Genomic DNA, 20,611 nt, shown 5'->3' on the forward strand with positions numbered 1-20,611 from the left:
GACCAACCACGAAAGTCCCACCCGCCGCAACGGAGCACCCGATGCGCCGCCGTCGTCTTCGTCCCAAAGCGCCGCACCAGTGCGCGGCATTCCACCTCATCCGGTGGGCTGGGCGCGGTCGAGCAGGGCGTTGATCGTGTCGGGTTCGGCTCCGGATCGGCGCAAGGCGATGAGCCGCCGCTGGAGCCGGTCCCATTGGCGGTCGCGCGCACGCGCGCGTGCTTCGGCGGTGGTGTCGTGGGTGGCGCGGTATCGGGCCAGGTCCTGCCAGGGGCACAGGATCGACTCGCGTGCCAGCGGCATCAGCAGCAGGTAGTTCCTGGCGAGCGGTGTTCCTATGGGAAGGGCGTGGATCTCGCGGAAGCGACGGGTGAATTCCTCGGCCACGGCTTCCTCGTCGGTGGGCAACTGCGCCCAGGGTTGGGCCAGTAGGAGGGTTTCCGAGCCCGTGGTCGGGGCGTCGATGGTGTAAGTCCCCCAGTACAGGCAGGGGATGCCCACGACCTCGTCGTCCTCACTGCCCGCACCGGGCTCGGCCGGTCGCCACGTGAAGCGCTGGGCATCGGCCGAGTACCTGGTCATGACCCACGGGCGGGGGTCCATGATCCGTACCGGATACGTCGGGTCGCCGGCGGGGCGCGCGTCCCGGTCGTCGGGGTCGTAGGTGTCGTCGCTTTGGGGATCGGCGGCGTACAGCACGTCGGTGCGCAACTCATCCATGGGGACACTCCCTCGAGGAACGGCGTCGGTGTGGACGGTGCCCATCATGACCGCCGTCGGGCGGACGTCTCTCGAATACGATGCAGACTTCTTCGAGTTCGGCCTCCGGGTTCGGGTCGGTGTCGGACCAACGCGGAACCGCGGTGGTTCGTGACGCCGTCGATGGCCGCACTCATGAGGGCGGACCGGTCGGCCGGGGTGGCCTTCCTCTTCAAGGGTTCGGCCTTGAACCTGGAGATCGACAGGGTGCACCGGCTGGTGCGCCGGATGACACCCGCCCGAACTTCTCGCTCATGCCCCTGTGGCACATCGAAGGCCACGCGTTCGAGTTGACGTTCCGGGCCTCTGGCTTCCGCCAGTCTTCCGGCAGGCTCCGACACTCGTCTCACGGCGGGCATTGCCCTACGTCGAACGCGAGGGTTGCGCCTTCACCGAGGTCGGCTTCGGCGGACCCGCTACCCCGGTCGATCGCCCGGCACACCGTCACTCCGGAACTTCCCTCGGCCTCCTCGGTGACGACGTCGTCCACGGCCCACTCCTCGCGGCCGGAACTACGCGAAGGACTCTCCGCACGTCCTCGCGAGGTCCCAGGGACGGGGGCCGGTAGGCTGAGGTGGTGAACGGGTTCGACCGTGCCGACCAGAGGCAACTCGGTGTCGTGTTGCACGAGTACGCCGAGCACGTCCTGGACGAGGTGGCCCTGTTGCGGGCCCGGACGAGGTACGGGGACGTGTACGTCGAGTTGTTTCGCACACTCGCCCCGGGCATGACCGATGCCGGCTTCCGCTCCATCGACCACGAGTTGCCCCCGCTCGGCGCGCGGGAGAACCGGTTCACCCGGGCCCACGAGGTTCGACTCGCCGTCCTGGTCCGCGCGTACGCGGAACACGAACTCGACCAATGGACCGCACTGCGGACACAAACGACCTGCGGACCCGTCTACATCGGCATCCTCAACGTACCCGCGCCCGGCAGGACCCACGAGGACCACCGCCCACTCGACCACCTCCTCCCCACACCCGACGTCGGGATGTGAAGCGAGACCCGCTGAGCCCTGCGGAACGACCGGCGGACCCTGCGACACGATCGAGCGACGGGCCCATCGGACCGAGCCCGAGTCCGGTGTCCGACTCCGAGCGGTTCCCTCCCCCGGAGCCTTCCGCAGGCGTGACGGGCGTCGCCTTGGAGCAATTCCGCAGGGTGTGGGGGCGACACCGGTTCGTTCGTCCGCCCGGGGCGAGCCGGTTCGGTGGAGACAGCCCCCGCGCCGGCGCCGCCGTATTCGTGCCTACCTCCTGTCCGGAAGCGGGCACCGGCGAGGCGGCCCGGCCGGAGAAGTGCATGTGGGAACCGAAGCGGGCCCGCGAGCGTACAACCCCCAGGGGGCGGCAATGAGCGGCTTCTCACCCGACTGGGCACGCGCCGGTGGCACCCCGACGAGGTTCGGGAAGTCTCGACACCGGTTCGCTTCGTGTTTGCGACCTTCGACCGGGCGAATGGACCATGCCCTCACGCATCGGATATCTCAGCGCGTCCCCGGCCGCGCGGACGGCCGTCACGCGGTGACCCGGCCCGAACACGGCACGGTGTTCGTGAAACCGGCGCCGACCGAGGAGAACCTCGTCGAACTCGCCGCCCGTCACGGCCCGGACAAGGCGGAGCGCCTGCCCGCATTTCGATTCCGCCCGTGTACTGCGGTATTCCTCGACGGTCCGAGGGGTGCCGGCCAGACGACCCCCCACGCCACCGACGAACTCGGCTCGCTCGACCGAATCTCCACCGCAGGCCACGCCCCGGTCCACGAGCCCGTCGAACTCGCTGAAGCAGACCGGCCCGGAAAGCTCCTGCTCGTCGAATGCGACGGCCGGCCCGTGAACTCGTAGGAATACCGGCGCAACCTCCACACCGGTCGCGGCGCACACCCGATCGAGCCATGCGCGCGGCGGCGCGGCACCGCGTCACGGTGGTCGGTGGTCGGTGGTGACAACGGGGGGAAGGTCTGCGGGGCTTGCGGCTCGACGGTCGCGGTGAGTCCGCCCGGTCGGGTGTGCTCGGCTGGAGCGCTCACCCGGGGCAGCAGAGCCATCGGCGGATGTCTGGACTGGTAACCCAGGACGACGACATCCAGACGTGTGCCCTTCGCGGGCCGGCCGTTCGGATACCGCGGGTCGGGTTCCAGGTATTGCCGCTCGAGGAAGGCGCGTTCGCCGTTGGGCAGACGCACCGTCACCCCGTAGGTCGGATGGGTGTCCACCACCGCCGGGACGACCGCGTAGGGGACCATTCGTCGATTCTCGCGCACACGGCACACGGCCCTCAGTCGTGGATCGCCCGGGCTTCCGCCGCTCCTCGCCAGCGGTGACATCCCCTGCCCCCACCCGCGACCTGCGGCGGTCAGCTCCCGGCGAAGGCGTTGATCAGGTTGTGGGGTGTGCTGTCGCCCAGCATGTCGCGCAGCTCGTACGCCTCGGCGTTGGCTGCTTCGGTACGTACGAACATCGCCTGCTCGTACGCGGCCAGCGCGCTCTCGATGTCGTGGGAGTGCGCGGCGATGGCCTTGCCGAGTTCGGCGCCGTCGTACAGGGCCAGGTTGGCGCCTTCACCGTTGGGGGCCGTCAGGTGTGCGGCGTCGCCGAGCAGGGTCACCCCGGCCGTCCGGTGCCACCGGTGTTCGGCGGGCAGGGTGTGGATGTGGCGCAGGACGGGCGGGGTCTCGCCATCGGTGACCAGAGCGGTGAGTTTCGGTGCCCAGCCGTCGAATTCCTGCACGATTCGTGCGGTGGCCGCGCCGGGATCGGTGAAATCGATATCGGCGAACCAGTTCTGCGGCCTGTCGAGCATGACCCAGGTGTGCAGGTTCCCGCCGCGCTCCCGGTGGGCCACGATCCCCTTGCCCGGTTCGAGCACCATCATCGTTCCGCCACCGACGGTCTTCGCGCTGGTCGGGTGGCGGTTGTCGCCGTCGAACAGGTGGGTGTCGATGAACGAGACACCGGTGTACTCGGGTGTCGCGCCGGACAGCAGCGGCCGGACCCGGGACCAGGCACCGTCCGCGCCGACCAGCAGGCTCGTGACGAGGGTGGCGCCATTGGCGAAGGCCACTTCGTGGCGGCCCGCGCCGAGAGAGCGGACGTCGCTGACCTTGTGACTCCACCGGACCGTGCCGACCGGGAGCGAGTCGAGCAGCATCTGCCGCAGTTCCCCGCGCTGCACCTCGGGGTTGGCGCCCGTGCCGTCGTCGGGCACGTCGAGCAGAACGTGCCCCTTCCGGTTCAGGAGCCGCATCGCCTTACGCCCCTCCAGGACGAGCTTGCGGAACTCCTCGGTCAGGCCGGCCACCTCCAGTGCCGGTTGACCGTTGTGGTCGCGTATGTCGAGCAGCCCGCCCTGCATGCGCGCCGACGGGGACGATTCCGCCTCGTAGACCTCGGACGCGATGCCGTGCAGGTGCAGCACGCGGGCCAGCACCAGGCCGCCCAGACCTGCTCCGATGATCGTGACCGGCGTCGTCATGGTGATCCTCCTGATCCAGTGGACGATCCCCATTGGATTGCCACTCCAAAAACGTTAACACGACGTTGGAGCGACAATCCACTCGTGCGATACTGAGGGCATGGCGAAGACATCCGCGAACGGATCGGCGCGGGCTCCCCGGCGCAAGGACGGCCTGTCCAGGGAAGTGATCATCCAGAGTGCGATCGAGCTCCTGGACGGCGGCGGTGAGCGCGCACTGACGCTGCGCGCGCTCACCATTCACCTGAGCACCGGCTACGGGGCGATCTACCACCATGTCGCGGACAAGGACGATCTGCTCGCGACCGCGACCGACGAGATCTTCGCCCGCGTGCTGACCGGTGCGGTCATCGATACGGATCCACGCGAAAACCTGCGGCACCTCGCCCTGGGACTCTTCGACGCGATCGACGCGCACCCCTGGGTCGCGGCAGAACTCTCCCGGCAGCCATGGCGGCCCGTACTGCTGGACTTCTACGAGAGCATCGCCGGACTGCTGGACGCCCTCGACGTCCCCGAGCGGGCACGCTTCGACGCGACCGGCACATTCATGAGCTACGTCCTCGGTGATGCCGTAAAGAACGCTGCAACCGCACGGCACCTCGCCGACAGCGGCATGGACCGAGCGGCCTTCCTCGGCGCCGCCGCCACACAATGGGCGGAAGTGAACCCCGGCAAGTACCCGTTCGTGCATGCGGCGGTGTCGCAACTGCGCGATCACAACGACCGCGAGCAGTTCCTCGCCGGCGTCGACATCTTCCTGGCCGGCATCGCAGCCCTGCGCTGATCATCTGCGGCGGCGCCGGCCCCGTGCGACATCGTCGGGAGACGAGTATCGTTCACCCGTTCGCGGCGGTTACCCCGGGAACCGTGGCGGGGCCGGCCGGCCCTCGTGTGGAGATCGTTCCCGGCCGCGTGCGCGGTGTGGTCGAGTAGGGCTCCGGGTCCGCCGAGGCGGTGCCGCTCCGTCGATGCGATCGGCTGCGGCGTCATGGGATTTCTCGGGCGAGGTCACCTGAAATACATCGTTTCCGCGTTTTTGGGGCTGTGGGGCTTCCAGGTGGGCAGGCCGGGGCCGTTCGGTGACCCGGTTGCCACGAAGGCGGCCAATGCCCCGCCGAACGTGGTGAACAGTTCGGTTGCGGCCGCCCGGTCCACGCCGCGCAGCATCAGGCTTTCCGCGAACGCGTCGAACGTGCCGAACAGGTAGGGAAGTTCGGCGCAGTGCGGCGCGCCCAGACCGAGTTCGGGGGCGGCGATCGGCCGGTCGAAGCGATACAGGTAGGCCGGGTGGCCCTGCCACGCGCGGGCCCGGGCCACGTCGCGCGTACCGGCGTGGAAGATCCGGTCGCTCATCACCTCGGTGAACACCTGCCCCGGGGTGGCCTCGGGGCGACGCTTCGCGTATCGCTCGTAGACGTGTCCGCTTTCGTCGCGCATCATCCGCAGCACGTCCACCCGACCGGCCTCGCGTACCGAGGGGTTGAGCCCGAAGAACGCCGCGGCCTCCTCCCCGGTGGTACCGATCAGGACGTCCTTGTCGGCCAGCGCGCCTTCGCGCACCGACTCGCGCAGCCCCCGGCGCACGCCGAAGCCGCCGAGCACCGGATACATCGGCGGGGCCACGTTCGCGGTCGCCGCCATGTCCCGGCCCAGGCCGGCGTACGTGCGCAACAGGTGCTCCACCGGAAGCGCGCGCAGACCCTCGGCGGGGTCGTCGCCGGGAATCAGCCCGAGCAGGGCCAGGTAGTGCACGGCCGCGGCGCGCGCGGCGTCCCGGGTCTGTTCCGGCAGGCCCAACGGCGCGCTTTGCATCAGCACCCGGCGAATCAGCGGCCCGGTCTCCGGGTCGACCGCGAGCAGCAGCGCGGTCCAGGCGCCCGCCGATTGCCCGCCCACCGTGATCGTGCGCGGGTCGCCGCCGAAGGCCGCGATGTTGTCGTGCACCCACCGCAGCACCGCGCCCTGGTCCCGCAGGCCGAGGTTGTCCGCGCCCATCTCGGGCCGGTACAGGAAGCCCAGCGGGCCGAGCCGGTAGTTGGCGGTGACCACCACGATGTCGCCGAGCAGGGCGAGTCGGGCGCCGTCGTACCAGTCCCAGCCGCCGCATCCGCTGGTGAAGCCGCCACCGTGGAACCACACGAGCACCGGTCGCGGAGCGCCGCTCGTGCGCGGGGCCCACACGTTGAGGGTCAGGCAGTTCGCCTCGGACCAGTCGGGCGTGCGCGGCCCCACCATACGTTCGAGCCGTGCGGGGCCCTGCGGCACCGACGGGCCGGAGCGCACCGTGTCGCGGATGCCCGCCCAGTACGGGTGCGGCCGAGGCGGCGCGAAGCGCAGATCGCCCACCGGCGAGGCGGCGTACGGGATGCCCCGGAAGGATCGCATCGGGCCGTCGTCCTCGCCCCGGATCCGCCCGCGATCCGTGGTCACCACGGTCGAGCGGTGGGGCTGGGTACCCGGCCCGGCGCCGTCGGCGGGTCGGCTGTGCTCGCGGCGACCGTTGTCATCGTTCCACTCGTTGCTCATCGACGTTCCCCCTGGAAGCAGTTCGGGAAAGGGTGCGCGCACGGATGGCTCATGCCTGCCAGTGGTTGTACGACCCGTGCGAACGACTCACCAGTCAGCGGCCCCGAACTGCCGGAACACCACGTCGGGAAGCGGGGGATTGCCGATCTGCGTCACCTTCGGCGGTGACGCAATGGCAGCGACAGCGCGGCGCAAGACACGGCTGCGAGGGTGGCCCGCCGGTGTCGGAGCGGCCGACCGCTCCGGTACCCACAGGCCCGATTCCCGGTCGAAAGGGAAGCCATGGCACAGCGTCAGTATCCGCACGAGCTGAGAATCCATACCGCTGTCGATCCCCCCGCCGCCGCCGCGTGCCTGGCCCGCTCGGCCACGTTCGGCAGCTTCGTCGTCTACGAGCGGCACGGAGTGTGGACGTTCGCCGGCGGCGGCGCCGGTGAGGTGATCCTGGATCGGGCCGGCTTTCGGGTGCGCTGGGGCGCCTACGAGCGGTTGTTGCCGGTAGGCCACGATCCCAGCCGCGACCTGGCAAAGATCATGGCCGACGCCCCCGTGGAGGACTGGAGCCTGTACGGCTGGGCCGGTTTCGAATTCGCGTACGCGCAGGCGGGCATGCGCGATCTGCTCGACGACGGGACGCTGCTGCACATGGTGGTGCCCCAGGTCGAGATCAAGATGTCGGCGAACCACGTGGTGTTGCGGGGCAGCGACCACCGACTGTTGCAGATCCTCGCCGACGTGGTGCAAAACGCGCCCGCCGACCCGTATCCCGAGCCGTCGCCGGTATCGGTCGAGGAGATCGGCGCCGACGCCTACCGGGAGGCGGTCGCCTCCGTGGTGCGCGACATCGACGACGGCAGGCTGCGCAAGGCGATCGTCTCGCGCACGGTGCCCGTCGCGTTCGATGTGGACCTGGTCGCGACCTATCTGGTGGGGCGCCGGCACAACACGCCCTCGCGCTCGTTCCTGCTGCGTCTGGGCGATCTGACGGCGGCCGGGTTCAGCCCGGAAACGGTGGTCGAGGTGGACCCGGACGGTGCGGTGCGCAGCCACCCGTTGGCCGGTACGCGCGCGTTCTTCCCCCTCGACCGGGCCCGCACCGCCCGGCTCAGGGCCGACCTGCTGGGCGATCCCAAGGAGGTGTTCGAACACGCGATCTCGGTTCAACTCGCCTGCGAGGAGTTGGCCCGGATCTGCGCTCCGGGGTCGGTGCGGGTCGAGGAGTTCATGAACGTCCTCGAACGCGGCTCGGTCCAGCATCTGGCCTCGGCGGTGGGCGGTCGTCTGGCGGTCGGCATGGACTCCTGGGACGCGTTCGCCGCGCTGTTCCCGGCGGTGACCGCCTCCGGGATCCCCAAGCGCGCGGCGTTCGAGGCGATCCACCGGTACGAACCGGGTCCGCGGGGCCTGTACAGCGGGACGGTCCTGACCGCGGACGCGCGGGGCGGCCTGGACGCGGCGCTCGTTTTGCGGACGGTCTTCCAGCGCGACGGCCGTACCTGGCTTCAGGCGGGCGCGGGCATCGTGGCGGGCTCCACGCCGGACCGCGAACTGGAGGAGACCTGCGAGAAGATGCGCAGCGTCGCCCGGTTCCTGGTGCCCGAGTCGGCCACCGCGATGGCGGCCGGCTGAATCTCCCCGGCACGTGCGAAGTCCCCCGCATCGAGAGGATGCGGGGGACTTCGCGGGTCGGGACGGGGCATGCCCGCGGATCAGCCGGACGGGGCGACCGCGGTGGGATACGCCTCGACGACTCCGTGCGGTGTCCAGCCGCCGACGGTGATCCGGCGGTGCGCCGCGTAGCCGCACTCGTCGAGCCAGCCCTCGTAGGCCCGCCAGGGATAGATCGTGCTGCTCTCGAAGGGGAGTGTGGTGAAGTACACCCCATCCAGGGCTGTGTACAGCGGTCCGGCGCCGTCGTCGTCGGAGAACGCGTTGAAGATCAGCACTCGGCCGGTGGGGTCGACCGCGCGCAACGCCTTGGCCAGCAGTGCCCGGTTCTGCGGAGCGGACCAGATCACCAACTGGTGGGCAAACAACACGCAGTCGTAGCCGAGCGGGTACTCGTCGTCGAAGATGTCGGCCGCGTGGGTGTCGATGCGATCCGTCAGGCCGGCTTCGCGAATGTTGTGTTCGGCCACTTCGAGGGCTCCCGGGCGGTCCAGCACGGTGACCCGCAGGTGCGGGTGTGCGGTGACGAGTGCGATGGCGTTCAGGCCGCCTCCGCCGCCGATGTCCAGGATGCGGCGGACGCCGCCGTAGTCGACGCCGTCGATCAGCACCGGGTTGGAGATTCGCGACCAGGAGTTCATCCCCTTGTAGAACAGTTCCTCCAGGCCGGGCGTACCCGCCAAGCGGCTGTACAGATCGCGGGTTCGACCCGGGAAGTGCCGCAGTCCCAGGTTCTCCCCCGCGCGCAGCGACGCGGTGTACTCGGCGGCGGGCGCGTAGGCGATCCGGGCCTGGAACTCGACGATGTCGCGCAGGTTGGTCCAGGTTCCGTCGTCGAAGGCGGCCTCCACGACGGAGGCGTTGGTGTATCCGTCGCCCTGTTTGACGGTCAGTCGCAGCGACGTGGTGCCCAGCAGGAGCACGGCCGCCGAGCGCTCGGGCAGTTCCAGTTCCTTGGCGATCTCCTCCCGGGTGCTGCCCGGTCGTTCGTGCAGGAGTTCGGGAAGTCGCAGCTCGCAGGCCGCGTTCAGCTGCTGGAACGCGGCGTGGCCGAAGAGCAGCGGCACCAGGTCGGCCATGGTCAGGTGCGGGGTCGCGGTCATGGGGTACCTCCGGTCGACGGCGGATCGAGCCTGGCGGGGCCGGGCGCACGTGTCACAACAGCGTGCGCACCGACCACAGTTCGGGGAAGAACCGGTGCTCGTTGATGGTGCGCAGCCAGTCCAGGCCGGTGGTGCCCCCGGTGCCCGGCTTGCCGCCGAGCATACGTTCCACCACCAGCAGATGGGTGGAGCGCCAGACCGAGAAGCGGAACGAGACGTCGCTCAGCGCCTCGGCCAGGCGGTGCTCCACGGGTCGACCCGCCGGGTCGAGGTAGATCTCCAACCACGCCTGCTCCACCAGTGGGTGCGGCTCGTGACGTCGTGTCACGTCCCGTTCCAGGAGTTCCGGGGGCAACTCCGCGCCCTGTCGGGCGAGGTATCGAATCGCCTCGTCGTACACGCTCGGCGCCTGCAACTCGGCCCGGAGCATGGGGTATCGCTCCAGCTCGGCCTTCCAGGCCCGGACCGTGTCCGGGTCCTTGTTGCCCATCGTGAACTCGAGTGCGCGGTACATGAACGACTGGGTGCCGGATGCCTCGCCCAGGATGTCGCGGAACTCCAGGAACTCGTCGGGGGCCATCGCGCTGAGCACTTCCCAGGACGTCAGCAGCGCCTGTTGGGACCGGGTCGCTCGCTGCAGATGCTCGCAGGCGACCGAGATCTCGTCCTGCCGGATCGCGGTACGGGCCTGGTCCAGTTCGATGTGGATGGTGCGGAACAGGATCTCCTTGACGTGGCTGATCAGGATGAAGGTCAGCTCGCACGGCGAATCGGTGAGCGGTCGGGCCAGTTCGTGCAGCTCGTCCATGCGCGCGTAGGACACGTACGGGGCGGGCCCGTCCCGGTCGGCACCCGCGCCGAATGGGCAGCGCGCGGGGGTCGGGACGGTGTCGGCGGCCGATCGGTCCCTCATCGAAGCCTCCTCGTCGGGTGTGCGCCACGAGCGCGGCGCAGTCGGGGGTTGTCGTCCAGAAGTGGGCGCAGCACCTTCTCGTCGATGCCCAACCGGCGGGCGGAGAACGAGTGCAAGGCGTCGAGGTAGTCCTCCAGGAGTTGCCGCTCGTCCAGCAGCTCGGCCTGCCCGGCGCGGACCAGGACGCGGCCGGCCACGATCACGGTGTCGATGTCGATGGAGCCGCCCAGGTGCAGGAACGCCTCCAGGGGGCGGGGGTTGAGCACGTAGCGCCAGTCGTCGGTGGACACCAGCACCAGGTCGGCTCGTTTGCCCGTCTCCAGGCTGCCGATCTCGTCGTCCCAGCGCAGCCCGCGCGCGGGCAGCCGGGTGGCCATGGCCAGCACGTCGGTGGGCAGTACGAAGCTCTGGTCGGCCGAGAGTTCGTTGTGCGCCTGCCAGGCCGCGCGCATGTTCTCCGCCATGCCGCCGAGCGGATAGACGACGCCGTCGGTGGACACCGACACGTCCAGACCGGCGCGGATCAGTTCGGTGATCAGCCGCGTCTCGGTCAGCGCGGATTCGCCGGTGCTGCCGTACTTGGCGGGCGAGTGGCTGATGTGCACGCGGTTGTCGATCAGCAGGGACCGCTCGTACTCGTCGGCGAACGCACAGTGCACCGCCATCAACCGGTCGTCGAGCAGACCGAGTTCGTGCAGGCGGCGCAGCGGTGTGGTGTTGAAGCACGCGCGCGTCGCCTCGTCCTCGTGCCGCAGCGCCCCCACGTGGGTGGCGAAGGTCGTGCCGTATCGCTTGACCAACTCGGCAAGCCCGCGCCCGAGTTCGTCCGACATGTTGCCCGGGTACACAGCCGTGGGCCGGCCGCGCAGCAGGCCGCTGCGGTCCTGGGCACAGCGGCGCAGCACGTCCTCCAGCGGGCCCAGTACGGCTTCCGGCTCACGGGTGCGCCGAAAGGCGTTCTCCTCGGGGACGGCGACTCCGTCGGTGGCCCAGGTGCCGAGTACGCAGCGCAGTCCGATCCGCAGTGCGGCGTCGGCGAGCGAGTGCGGCAGCGTGAACGATCCGACGTCGGCGATGGTGGTGGTGCCGGATCGCAGTTGGGTCCACAGCGAGTAGGCGGCGATCGCCTCGGCCTCGTCGGGGGCGAGTTGCCCGGCGAGGCCGTGGAACGAGTCGAACATGGTGGAGATTCGGGCCATGTCTCCACCGCAGGCCATGAATCCGGGTTCGTCGGCGTGGTCGTCGGCGGACCGCAGCGCGCCCTTGAACGGGATGCGCATCGCGTACATTTCGTGCCAGTGCGCGTTGACGAAGCCGGGCAGCACCATCATCGAGCGCGCGTCGACGGTGCGCAGGGCGGCTCGCACGGCCGGCTCGCAGGCGGCGACCGCCTCGTCGACGTCGGCGGAGGCGCCGACCGCGACGATCGTGTCGCCGACGACGAGCACCGACCCCGGGTCGTACACCCGTGCGTCGGCGGCCGCGCTGTAGACCACGCCGTCCCGGATCAACAGCCCGGTGGGCGCGGGGGCGTTCGCGCTCGCGCCGGTCATCGCCCGGCCTCGCGGTCCGCGGGGTGGGTGTCCTCGGTGGCGGCGCGCCGGGCGGCGTCGATCCTTTGCCACCAGGCGTCGAGTGTGGGTTGGGCGGCCAGGTCCTGGAACGCGACGCGCAGGCCGAGCCGACGCCATTGGTTGACCAGTCGCATCATCTCCAGTGATCCGAGTCCGAGCAGGACCAGGTTCTGGTCGCCCCGGAGGTTGTCGGGGTCGGTGCCGATCACGGCGGCGACGGTTTCCCGCAGTCGCGGTGGGGTCATTGAGTCGGCCGCCGCGTCGGCGGCATTCGGGTCGGTGCGCGGTTCCATCCTCGGTTTCCTTCCTGCTGGGTGGCCCCGGGACCGGCCCGGAGGGTTTCGGGTCCGGTCCCGGGTGTCCGTCGCCGATGGGGTCAGGAGAACCGGGCGACCAGTGCCTTCTTGTCGACCTTGCCCAGGGGGGTGCGCGGCAGGTCGACCAGGATCTCCAGGCGATCCGGCAGCTTGTAGTCGGCCAGTCCCTCGTCCCGCAGTGCCGTGCGCAGGTCGAGCAGTTCGGGCGCGTGGCCGTGCGCGACCACGCACGCGCAGGTGCGCTCGCCGAGGATCGGGTCGGGGACCCCGATCAGTGCGACCTGGTGGACCCCCGGCAGGGCGAGCAGGTGTTCCTCGATCTCGGGTGCGGAGATCTTGTCGCCGCCGCGGATCACCACGTCCTTGATCCGGCCCTCGATCACCAGGTGACCGTCGGGGGTGCGGGTGACCACGTCCCCGGTGCGGTAGAAGCCGTCCTCGGTGAACGCCCGCTCGTTGTGTTCGGGGGCGCGGTAGTAGCCGCGCAGGGTGTACGGCCCGCGCACGAGCATCTCGCCGGCCGCGCCGGGGGCCACCGGATCGCCGTGCTCGTCGACGACCCGCACCTCGTCCGCCGGGGACAGGGGCAGGCCCTGGGTGGTGTACGCGGTCTCCTCGTCGTCGTCCTCGCGGACGTAGGACAACATGCCTTCGGCCATCCCGAAGACCTGTTGCAGTCGGCAGCCGAACGCGGGCGGGATGCGGCGGGCCGACTCCACCGGCAATTTGGCCCCGCCGACCTGGACGAAGCGCAGACTCGACAGGTCGTGTGCGGTCCACTCCGTCTCTTCCAGCCACAGATGCGCGATGGCCGGCACCAGCGAGGTGAAGGTCACCCGTTCCCGGGCGATCAGTGCGAAACACTCGTCGGCGCCGGCGTCCGCGGCCAGCACCACCGTGCCGCCGGCGGAGAGGGTGCCGAGTACGCCGGGACATCCCCAGGGGAAGTTGAACTCGATCGGGAGCACCACGAGGTACACGTCCTGCCGGGTGAGTCGGCACAGTTCGCTGCCGGCGCGCACCTGGTAGGCGTAGTCGTCGTGGGTGCGCGGGATCAGCTTGGGCAGCGCGGTGGTTCCGCCGGAGAGCAGGAAGAAGGCGACGTCGGCCGGGTCCACACGGACCGGTTCGAGCTCACGGTCGGATGCGCCCGGGTCGGTGAAGTCGTCCGGGCCGCCCACGACCAGGATCGTGCGCAGGGTGGGTACGTCGGCCTGGATCCGCTTGGCCAGCGCCGGGTAGTCGAAGCCGACCCGGCCGTCGGGCACGATGTAGGCGGCCGCCTCGGAGATGCGGCACAGGTGCCGGATCTCGTTGCCGCGATGCGCGGCGAGGGCGAACACCGGGTGGGCGCCGAGTCGAAACAGCGCGAAACATACGGCGACGAACTCGGGGATGTTCGGCAGGTGCACCACGACCCGGTCGCCCGCGGTGATTCCTTCGGCGTTCAGCCGGATCGCCACCCGGTCGGCCCACAGGTCGAGTTCGCGATAGCTCAGCCGGCGTTCCCGGTGCACCAGTGCGACGCGGTCGTCGTATCGGCGCGCCCAGTCGTGCAGGAGGTCGCCCAGGGTACGGCCCTGCCAGTATCCCGATTCGCGGTAGCGTTCGGCCCATTCGTCGGGCCAGGGGGTGCAGCCGGCGAGCATCATCGGCCTCCGGCCGCGTCTTCGGTGATCCGCACGATCGCGCAGGCCACCTCGAAGCCCGGGGTGCCGCCGAGCAGGAGCACGTGGTCGCCGGTGCGCACCGCGCCGGTCGTCCAGAGGTGTTCGAGCCCCGCGACGTGGTCGGAGGGGCCGGCGTGCCCGGTGCGCCGGACGAACTCCCAGGTGCCGCGCGCCTCGTCGATCCCGATCGGGTCCAGGAAGGTGTCCCGCAGCGCGTCTTGGGCGAAGCTGACGTGGGCGACCCGGGTGATGTCGTCCATGGTGAGTTCGGCCTCGGCCACCGTCTCGCGCACCACCTCGGCCACGAGGTCGCCGAGGTGCCCCATCGGCGGCGGACTGCCGGCGGCCCACTGTCGGGCCCAGTAGGTGCGCCGGCGTTCCAGGTCGAGCGGTTCGCCGCGCGTGATGCCCGGCGGGAACATCTGCTCGCCGCCGCGGTGCAGTTCCTCCATGCGCGGGATGGACCGGGCGCCGGTGGCCACGAGTCGGGCGAATCCGGGTCGGGTGGACAACACGATCGCGCCGGCCCCGTCGGCGAGTACGAACAGTTTGGAGACCGTCCAGCGGTCGACCGTGGGGGTGTTGAAGTTGTCCGAGGTGGTCAGCAGGACGGCGGTCCGGCTCGGGTCGGCCAGCAGGTGGTTGGCGCCCAGTTCCAGCGATTCGATGATGCCCAGGCAACCGTGCCGGACCTCGATCGCCGAGATCGGCCGGTCTACGGTGTTGCGCACGATGTAGTGCGGCGCGGACCACACGTCCGGTCCCTGGTAGTGCACGGTGCTGTGGAACAGCTTGCAGATCTCGGCGGCCTCGTGGTCGGCCTGCTTGAGCGCCGCGTTCGCGGCGCGGATCGCCATGTCGGGGGCGGGCAGGTCGCCGGCGTCGCCGATCGAGAGCAGCCCGCTGCTCTCGCGTTCGGCCGCGGGGTAGCGGCCGGCCGCGACCGCGTCCTCGGTACTCACCCGGTCCGGCAGGTGGGTGCCGATACCGGCCAGGTGGATTCCGTCGAATCTCATGGTTGCTCTCCTCGGCGCCGGATTATCGGGACCGGTCGGCACGACCGGACAGGACGGGGACGGCGTGCTCGTCCGCCGCGCGCACGGCGGATGCGTACAGGCCGGCGAACCGCGGGTCGATCCGGGCGCCACTGTCGTAGTAACGGGCGTACCGGTCGCGGTAGTTGGAGAACCAGCCGGGGTGATCGTGCAGGAAGAGGATGTCGTGGAAGGCCATGTTCCTGATCGCGATCATCGGCCAGGGCGCCCGGTTGACGGGGAACAGCGGGTTGCGCGCCGCCGGGGCCCGGCAGTCCGGGTGGAACTGGCCGAGCATCAAACCCTCGGCCACCGCCCGGTCCTTGGTCGCCCGATGGCCCTCGTCGATCAGCCACCAGCCCTCCTCGGGCAGGTCGGTGACCAGCACGACGAGCGCGTGCAGTTGGGGATTGCGCGCCTTCCAGTCGATGGACCGGAACATCCGGGTGGCGTCCTCGATCATCCGCACCATCCGGGGCAGGTGCGGCGGGCCCTCCCAGCGATGACCCACCGCGATCAGCGAATCGGCGCGCAACGAGGGTTCGACGAAGGGGCAGACCGGGCCGTCGCGGCCCAGTTCGGGATGCGGTTGGGCGATGTAGTCGCCGAGCCAGGTGTGCAACTCCCGGTCGTGCTCGGCGTCCAGGGTGACGAACGGATATTTCCTCATCGGATGCCCTCGTCCCGGATCACGGAGCAGTTCGTGGCGCGAGGCGGCCAGTACGCGCCGGGCGCGGAACACCCCAGGGTGGCGGTTCGGCCGAGCGGAATCGGGTCCGCGGTGCTCGCGGAGAGCGTGCGACGGATCTGCCGGGGGGCGCCGCCGGCGCGAATGCCGCTCTCCCACGAGGGACGCGGGTACGCCGCGGTCTCCTGACGCGCGAGTTCGGCGGCGGCAGGGTCGGCGCCCGCCTGCGGTCGGCCCCGGGGCTCGGCCCAGCGCCACGTCTGGGCGTCGAGTGCGGCCCAGGCGCGCACACCCTCGGCGCCGAAGCACTGGGCGAAGTAGCCCCGGATGAGCGCCAACGCGCGCAGGCACACGCAGCGCCAACCCTCGGTGTCGGTCTCGTCGGGCTCGGGTCGGCCGTCGTCCAGTCGGGACAGGATCGCCGTCCACGCGTCGTAGCCGCCGGCGCCCAGTTGTTCGAGCGCGTTGGCCATGCTCACTTCGGCGGCGAAGAGTCGATGCCGCCAGACCGTCGCGTCGTCGCCGTCGGTGTCGGGACCGCCGTTGCGGGGCCCCTCTGCGGGAGAGGTCACATCAGACCCCTTCCGTCGCCAGCGCACGCGGACGTGCCGGCATCGCACGCGGCGGCGGCACCGCCAGGACCCGACCCGTCGCGGTCAGCAACCGGCCGAGGTCGGCGGTCAGTTCGGCGAGTTCCTTGGGATGCAGCGCCTGCCCCGCGTCGCACAGCGCGCCGGCCGCGTCGGGGTGGACGTCGATCATGACGCCGTCGGCGCCGACCGCGGCGGCGGCCAGCGCGAGCGGCCGGACCAGGTCGGTGCGACCGGCCGCGTGGCTGGGGTCGACGATCACCGGCAGGTGGCTGATCCGTCGCACCGCGGCGACGGCGGACAGGTCGAGGGTGAAGCGGGTCGCCGGCTCGAACGTGCGGATGCCGCGTTCGCACAACACCACGTCGGGGTTGCCCTCGGACAGGATGTACTCGGCAGCGAGCAGCCATTCCTCGATCGTGGCCGCCATCCCGCGTTTGAGCAGCACCGGTCGGCCGCTGCGCCCGATCGCGCGCAACAGGGTCGCGTTGCTCATGTTCCGGGTGCCGACCTGGAGGATGTCCGCGACCTCCAGGACGTCGTCCAGGTCGGCGACGTCGAGCACCTCGGTGATGATCGGCAACCCGGTGACCTCGCGCTGTTCGGCGAGCAGACGCAGTCCGGCGCGTCCCAGGCCCTGGAAGCTGTACGGCGAGGTCCGGGGCTTGTAGGCACCACCGCGCAGGATGGCGCCCCCGGCGAGCGCGACGCCGTGCGCGGAGTCGCTCATCTGGGCCCGGTTCTCCACCGCGCACGGCCCCGCGACGACCACGAACGCCGGGCCGCCGATCGGCACTCCGGCCACGTCGACGACGGTGTCGGCGCGTTGGTAGGCGCGTCCGGTGAAGCGCAATGCGTCCTCGGTGTCGACCACCGATTCCACACCGGGCAACGGTCGGATGCGTTCGGCCAGGCCCCGCGGAGCGGTCCCGGTCGAGATCAGGTGGGCGCGGCCGTGGCATCGGCTGCGCAGCACCTGCATGTCCTCCGCACGAAGCGCCGCAGCCACGTCTTCGGCAAGCTCCGGAGCGGAAGTCTGATCCATCACCACGATCATCGGCGTAGTCCCCCAGCGTCCTGATGGCGCGACCCGAACCTCCGTCCAGGCCGAATCGGACACTGGCAGGGCGCACTTACGCACCCCTGTCGTGTCTCTTGCGTACGCGGGGCGGTGGCCGGGCGGGACGTCGAAGGCGACCAAAGGCCGCGCCCGGTGGGTCCGGGCCGGGCATTTCGGTGCGACCGGTTCGCCCGCTCGCACCGGGTGCCCGGCCCCCTTTTCAACGTCGCGCCGAGACCGGCGACAGGCGTTGGGCCAACCGCCGGCCGGCGGCGAGCACGGGCGGCACCGGCCGGCCCGGCGGCATACGACTCGACGTCGACGAGAGCGGCCTGCCGGCCGAAGCCGGCCGGCCTCTGGCGCCGGATATCGGCTTTCAAGTAGCGTCGTGGGGTGGATTCCACCAGGCTCGACCGGCTGGAACGGCAATTGGTACATGCGCTCCAGATCGACGGGCGCGCGCCTTTGAGTCGAGTGGCCGCGGTCCTGGACGTATCCGATCAGACCGTGGCCCGCCGCTACCGCAAGCTGCACAACTCCGGTGCCATGCGGGTGCTGGGCCTGCCCGACGTCAGCCGCTTCGGCCAGGTCGAGTGGCTGGTCCGGATCCAGTGCAGCCCCGACGCGGCGGCCGGCGTCGCCGCCGCCCTGGCCCGGCGCGACGACACCTCCTGGGTCAGCCTGACCGCCGGCGGCACCGAGATCGTCTGCGTCACCCGCAGCGGGCCGCGTACCGACGGCGATTCGCTGCTCCTGCAGAAGTTACCGCGCACTCCACGCGTGGTCGGTGTCACCGCGCACAACATCCTGCACGCGTTCTCCGGCGGCCCGACCGGCTGGCACGGCAAGGCCGACTCGCTGACCCCCGACCAGATCCGCGAACTCGACGCGGGGCTGGGTGATCCCCCCACGCAGCGCGAGCGACTGGAGATGTTCGAGGGCGACGGCAAACTCCTGGCCATGCTCGCCCTGGACGGTCGGGCCGGCTACGCCCAGCTGGCCGAGGTGACCGGCTGGTCCGAATCGACCGCCAAACGCCGGTTGGAGCGGCTGCGCCGGGCCCGGGCGCTGTTCTTCGACGTGGAGATCGATTCGGCGCTGCTCGGCTACGAGGCCGAGATGATGTTGTGGCTCTCCGTGCCCCCGGCGGCCCTGGTCGCGGTCGGTGAGGCGCTGGCCGGGCATCACGAGGTCGCCTTCGCCGCCGCCGTCACCGGCTCGGCGAATCTGGTCGCGATGGTCGCCTGCCACGACACCGACGACTTCTACCACTACCTGACCACACGGATCGCCACGTTGACCCAGGTGGTGGCGATGGAGACGGCTCCGGTCATCCGCTCGGTCAAGCGCGCCGGCAGCGTACCCAAGTCGTTGTCCGCCGGGAGCGGTCCGCCCCGGCGCTGAAGGACCCGGCGCGTTCGTCGGCGGTGGAACCGTCGGCCGTCTTGTCCGGCGCGTCTCGACGATTTCCCACCTCGTCGGCGGTCGTGATGTCGAAAACAAGCAATGCGGGCCCCCTGCGTGGCGCGGTCCGGCCGATCGCCACGAAGGTTTCGGTGACCGGGTTCTCGACATCGACCCCCGCCGCCGAGAGGAAACTCATGCGTAAGTGGCCGCCCCTTGTGGCGATCTGCCTGGGTACGTTCATGCTGCTCGTGGACGTGACCATCGTGACCGTGGCCCTGCCGGACATGGCGACCGATCTGGACACCGAGTTGTCCGATCTGGAGTGGGTCGTCGACATCTACGCGTTGGCGCTGGCCGCGCTGCTGCTCGGCATCGGATCGACCGCGGACCTCCTCGGTCGCAAGGCCACCTACCTGGTCGGACTGGTGGTCTTCGCGGTCGCCTCACTGGTGTGTGCGCTGGCCCCCGACGCCGGCGTGCTGATCGCGGCCCGAGGTGTCCAGGGCATCGGCGCGGCCGGCATGTTCGGCACCACCATCGCCCTGTTGGGCTCGCACTACCGGGGCAAGGACCGCGCCGTCGCGTTCGCCGTGTGGGGTGCCACGAACGCGGTGGCCGCGGCGGCGGGACCGGTGGTCGGCGGTCTGTTGACCGAATACCTGGACTGGCGTTGGATCTTCTACGTCAACCTCCCGGTGAGCGTGATCGCGGTCGTGCTGAGCGTGCGGGTGCTCAGGGAGGAGCGCCCCGCGGAGCGCCACCGCATCGACCTCCCGGGCATCGTCGCGTTCACCGTCGCCGCCGGGTCGGTCACCTTCGCGCTGATCCGGGCCCACGTCGACGGCTGGACGTCGGTGAACACGCTGGGCATGCTCGGACTCGGCCTGGTCGCGCTGATCGTGTTCATCGTGGTGGAGCGCCGGCACCCGTACCCGATCCTGGATCTCACGCTCTTTCGGAGCCGGTCGTTCGTGGGCATCATGTCGGCCGGCCTGTTGATGCAGGCCGCGGCGTTCGCCTATCTCCTGTTCACGTCCCTGTGGCTCCAGACCGTTCTGGGCTACGGGCCGATCAAGGCGGGCCTGTACATCCTGCCGCTGAGCATCTCGGCGTTCGTACTCTCCGCCCTGGTGGGTCGACTGGGACCGTGGGCCCCCAAACCCGCGATCGGCATCGGCATGCTCTTCATCGCGGCGGGCGCGGCGTTGCAGGCGTTCGTCGAGGCCGGCTCGTCGGGCGGGGTGATCATCGGCGGCCTGCTGGTGGCCGGCGTCGGGGTGGGTCTGGTCACGCCGACCCTGTCCGGTGCCGCCTTGGCCTCGGTTCCGGCGGCTCGTGGCGGCATGGCCGGTGGTGCGGTCAACACCTTCCGCCAACTCGGCTTCGCCCTGGGCATCGCCGTGTTCGGCGTCATCTTCCAGGCCCGGGTCCAGGACGTGCTCACCGACAAGGGCCGGTTGGCCGACGCCCACGACGTGGCCGGGGCCCTGACCGGCGGTCAGGCGCAGGGCGTGATCGCCCGCACCCCCGAACCCGAGCGGGCCTCGATGGATCATCTGGTCCGGGAAGCCTTCGCCTCGGGCCTGAACGTGACGCTATGGGTCGCCGCGGGCATGGCCCTCCTGGCCGCGCTCGTGGTCTTCGTCCTGGTCGACACACCCGCGTCCCGGGAATCGAGCGACGAGGAGCCCGAGTCGGCGGAGGTGACCTCGGCGGTGGGACACGTGTGACGTCCCGCCCGGCGGATCCTCGCGGAACCGGGCCGCCCGGTGCCGTGATCGGGCCGCGGGGCGCGCCGGTCGGGTCCTGCCACACGCGCGCGCCG

Annotated in this window: 19 protein-coding genes; 6 read left to right on the plus strand and 13 right to left on the minus strand. The window is 70.5% G+C overall.

Annotation, left to right across the window (positions count from 1 at the left end; translation table 11 throughout):
- Nucleotides 1-96: 96 nt before the first annotated feature.
- Together EMA17_RS49545 and EMA17_RS52445 are read right to left on the minus strand one after the other, a co-directional pair.
- Nucleotides 97-720, minus strand: a complete 624-nt coding sequence (locus tag EMA17_RS49545) for a hypothetical protein (protein ID WP_126643785.1) — start codon at nucleotides 718-720, stop codon at nucleotides 97-99.
- A gap of 385 nt (nucleotides 721-1,105) precedes the next feature.
- Nucleotides 1,106-1,249, minus strand: a complete 144-nt coding sequence (locus EMA17_RS52445; RefSeq protein ID WP_160161871.1) for a hypothetical protein — start codon at nucleotides 1,247-1,249, stop codon at nucleotides 1,106-1,108.
- An 87-nt stretch (nucleotides 1,250-1,336) separates the two neighbouring features.
- On the opposite strand from EMA17_RS52445, the gene EMA17_RS49550 reads away from it, so the two are divergent.
- Nucleotides 1,337-1,756: a hypothetical protein gene (locus EMA17_RS49550; protein WP_246127415.1), complete on the plus strand. Its 420-nt coding sequence runs from the start codon at nucleotides 1,337-1,339 to the stop codon at nucleotides 1,754-1,756.
- A gap of 526 nt (nucleotides 1,757-2,282) precedes the next feature.
- On the plus strand, nucleotides 2,283-2,603 hold the full coding sequence (locus EMA17_RS49555) for a hypothetical protein (RefSeq protein WP_126643786.1): 321 nt from the start codon (nucleotides 2,283-2,285) through the stop codon (nucleotides 2,601-2,603).
- Nucleotides 2,604-3,114: 511 nt separating this feature from the next.
- On the opposite strand, the gene EMA17_RS49560 is transcribed toward EMA17_RS49555, so the two are convergent.
- A complete protein-coding gene (locus EMA17_RS49560; RefSeq protein ID WP_126643787.1) occupies nucleotides 3,115-4,233 on the minus strand; it encodes an FAD-dependent oxidoreductase in 1,119 nt (372 codons plus the stop codon).
- 100 nt (nucleotides 4,234-4,333) lie between these two features.
- On the opposite strand from EMA17_RS49560, the gene EMA17_RS49565 reads away from it, so the two are divergent.
- A complete protein-coding gene (locus tag EMA17_RS49565) occupies nucleotides 4,334-5,020 on the plus strand; it encodes a TetR/AcrR family transcriptional regulator (protein WP_126643788.1) in 687 nt (228 codons plus the stop codon).
- A gap of 224 nt (nucleotides 5,021-5,244) precedes the next feature.
- On the opposite strand, the gene EMA17_RS49570 is transcribed toward EMA17_RS49565, so the two are convergent.
- On the minus strand, nucleotides 5,245-6,762 hold the full coding sequence (locus tag EMA17_RS49570; protein ID WP_126643789.1) for a carboxylesterase/lipase family protein: 1,518 nt from the start codon (nucleotides 6,760-6,762) through the stop codon (nucleotides 5,245-5,247).
- A gap of 282 nt (nucleotides 6,763-7,044) precedes the next feature.
- Between EMA17_RS49570 and EMA17_RS49575 the strand changes: the two genes are divergently transcribed.
- Complete coding sequence (locus tag EMA17_RS49575) at nucleotides 7,045-8,391, plus strand: salicylate synthase (RefSeq protein WP_126643790.1); 1,347 nt, start codon at nucleotides 7,045-7,047, stop codon at nucleotides 8,389-8,391.
- Nucleotides 8,392-8,471: 80 nt separating this feature from the next.
- Here EMA17_RS49575 and EMA17_RS49580 read toward each other — a convergent pair whose 3' ends face one another.
- From EMA17_RS49580 to aroF, 9 genes are all read right to left on the minus strand, one after another.
- Complete coding sequence (locus tag EMA17_RS49580; RefSeq protein ID WP_126643791.1) at nucleotides 8,472-9,533, minus strand: methyltransferase; 1,062 nt, start codon at nucleotides 9,531-9,533, stop codon at nucleotides 8,472-8,474.
- 52 nt (nucleotides 9,534-9,585) lie between these two features.
- The gene (locus tag EMA17_RS49585; protein ID WP_126643792.1) at nucleotides 9,586-10,446 is read right to left on the minus strand and encodes a tryptophan 2,3-dioxygenase; all 861 of its coding nucleotides are present in this window, start codon (nucleotides 10,444-10,446) and stop codon (nucleotides 9,586-9,588) included.
- Entirely contained in the window at nucleotides 10,443-11,999 is a 1,557-nt protein-coding gene (locus EMA17_RS49590) for an amidohydrolase family protein (RefSeq protein WP_126643793.1), read from the minus strand. The genes EMA17_RS49585 and EMA17_RS49590 overlap by 4 nt, the downstream gene beginning before the upstream one ends.
- Nucleotides 11,996-12,313: a phosphopantetheine-binding protein gene (locus EMA17_RS49595; protein WP_246127416.1), complete on the minus strand. Its 318-nt coding sequence runs from the start codon at nucleotides 12,311-12,313 to the stop codon at nucleotides 11,996-11,998. Before EMA17_RS49595 ends, EMA17_RS49590 begins: the two co-directional genes overlap by 4 nt.
- Nucleotides 12,314-12,396: 83 nt before the next feature.
- A complete protein-coding gene (locus EMA17_RS49600) occupies nucleotides 12,397-13,989 on the minus strand; it encodes a (2,3-dihydroxybenzoyl)adenylate synthase (protein WP_126643794.1) in 1,593 nt (530 codons plus the stop codon).
- A complete protein-coding gene (locus EMA17_RS49605; RefSeq protein WP_126643795.1) occupies nucleotides 13,986-15,023 on the minus strand; it encodes a ketoacyl-ACP synthase III family protein in 1,038 nt (345 codons plus the stop codon). Before EMA17_RS49605 ends, EMA17_RS49600 begins: the two co-directional genes overlap by 4 nt.
- Before the next feature lie 22 nt (nucleotides 15,024-15,045).
- A complete protein-coding gene (locus tag EMA17_RS49610) occupies nucleotides 15,046-15,711 on the minus strand; it encodes a DUF6875 domain-containing protein (RefSeq protein ID WP_126643796.1) in 666 nt (221 codons plus the stop codon).
- Nucleotides 15,708-16,301, minus strand: coding sequence for a hypothetical protein (locus tag EMA17_RS49615; protein ID WP_126643797.1), 594 nt, complete (start codon nucleotides 16,299-16,301; stop codon nucleotides 15,708-15,710). Before EMA17_RS49615 ends, EMA17_RS49610 begins: the two co-directional genes overlap by 4 nt.
- Nucleotide 16,302: 1 nt before the next feature.
- Nucleotides 16,303-17,364 carry a 3-deoxy-7-phosphoheptulonate synthase gene (gene aroF / locus EMA17_RS49620; RefSeq protein ID WP_246127417.1) on the minus strand — a complete coding sequence of 354 codons (1,062 nt, stop codon included), beginning with the start codon at nucleotides 17,362-17,364 and terminating at the stop codon, nucleotides 16,303-16,305.
- A gap of 408 nt (nucleotides 17,365-17,772) precedes the next feature.
- On the opposite strand from aroF, the gene EMA17_RS49625 reads away from it, so the two are divergent.
- Both EMA17_RS49625 and EMA17_RS49630 read left to right on the plus strand, forming a co-directional pair.
- Nucleotides 17,773-18,783, plus strand: coding sequence for an Lrp/AsnC family transcriptional regulator (locus tag EMA17_RS49625; RefSeq protein WP_126643799.1), 1,011 nt, complete (start codon nucleotides 17,773-17,775; stop codon nucleotides 18,781-18,783).
- A 197-nt stretch (nucleotides 18,784-18,980) separates the two neighbouring features.
- Nucleotides 18,981-20,516 carry an MFS transporter gene (locus tag EMA17_RS49630; protein WP_126643800.1) on the plus strand — a complete coding sequence of 512 codons (1,536 nt, stop codon included), beginning with the start codon at nucleotides 18,981-18,983 and terminating at the stop codon, nucleotides 20,514-20,516.
- Nucleotides 20,517-20,611 lie beyond the last annotated feature (95 nt).

This window comes from Embleya hyalina (assembly GCF_003967355.1).
In the GTDB taxonomy this organism is placed as follows: Bacteria; Actinomycetota; Actinomycetes; order Streptomycetales; family Streptomycetaceae; genus Embleya; species Embleya hyalina.

Excerpts from the sequence above, each read along its gene's own strand:
- EMA17_RS49605 (WP_126643795.1), bottom strand. The coding sequence starts at position 15,023 with ATGAGATTCGACGGAATCCACCTGGCCGGTATCGGCACCCACCTGCCG.
- EMA17_RS49585 (WP_126643792.1), bottom strand. The coding sequence starts at position 10,446 with ATGAGGGACCGATCGGCCGCCGACACCGTCCCGACCCCCGCGCGCTGC.
- EMA17_RS49580 (WP_126643791.1), bottom strand. The coding sequence starts at position 9,533 with ATGACCGCGACCCCGCACCTGACCATGGCCGACCTGGTGCCGCTGCTC.
- EMA17_RS49565 (WP_126643788.1), top strand. The coding sequence starts at position 4,334 with ATGGCGAAGACATCCGCGAACGGATCGGCGCGGGCTCCCCGGCGCAAG.
- EMA17_RS49545 (WP_126643785.1), bottom strand. The coding sequence starts at position 720 with ATGGATGAGTTGCGCACCGACGTGCTGTACGCCGCCGATCCCCAAAGC.
- EMA17_RS49630 (WP_126643800.1), top strand. The coding sequence starts at position 18,981 with ATGCGTAAGTGGCCGCCCCTTGTGGCGATCTGCCTGGGTACGTTCATG.
- EMA17_RS49575 (WP_126643790.1), top strand. The coding sequence starts at position 7,045 with ATGGCACAGCGTCAGTATCCGCACGAGCTGAGAATCCATACCGCTGTC.
- EMA17_RS49590 (WP_126643793.1), bottom strand. The coding sequence starts at position 11,999 with ATGACCGGCGCGAGCGCGAACGCCCCCGCGCCCACCGGGCTGTTGATC.
- EMA17_RS49600 (WP_126643794.1), bottom strand. The coding sequence starts at position 13,989 with ATGATGCTCGCCGGCTGCACCCCCTGGCCCGACGAATGGGCCGAACGC.
- EMA17_RS49595 (WP_246127416.1), bottom strand. The coding sequence starts at position 12,313 with ATGGAACCGCGCACCGACCCGAATGCCGCCGACGCGGCGGCCGACTCA.
- EMA17_RS49610 (WP_126643796.1), bottom strand. The coding sequence starts at position 15,711 with ATGAGGAAATATCCGTTCGTCACCCTGGACGCCGAGCACGACCGGGAG.
- aroF (WP_246127417.1), bottom strand. The coding sequence starts at position 17,364 with ATGGATCAGACTTCCGCTCCGGAGCTTGCCGAAGACGTGGCTGCGGCG.
- EMA17_RS49570 (WP_126643789.1), bottom strand. The coding sequence starts at position 6,762 with ATGAGCAACGAGTGGAACGATGACAACGGTCGCCGCGAGCACAGCCGA.
- EMA17_RS49560 (WP_126643787.1), bottom strand. The coding sequence starts at position 4,233 with ATGACGACGCCGGTCACGATCATCGGAGCAGGTCTGGGCGGCCTGGTG.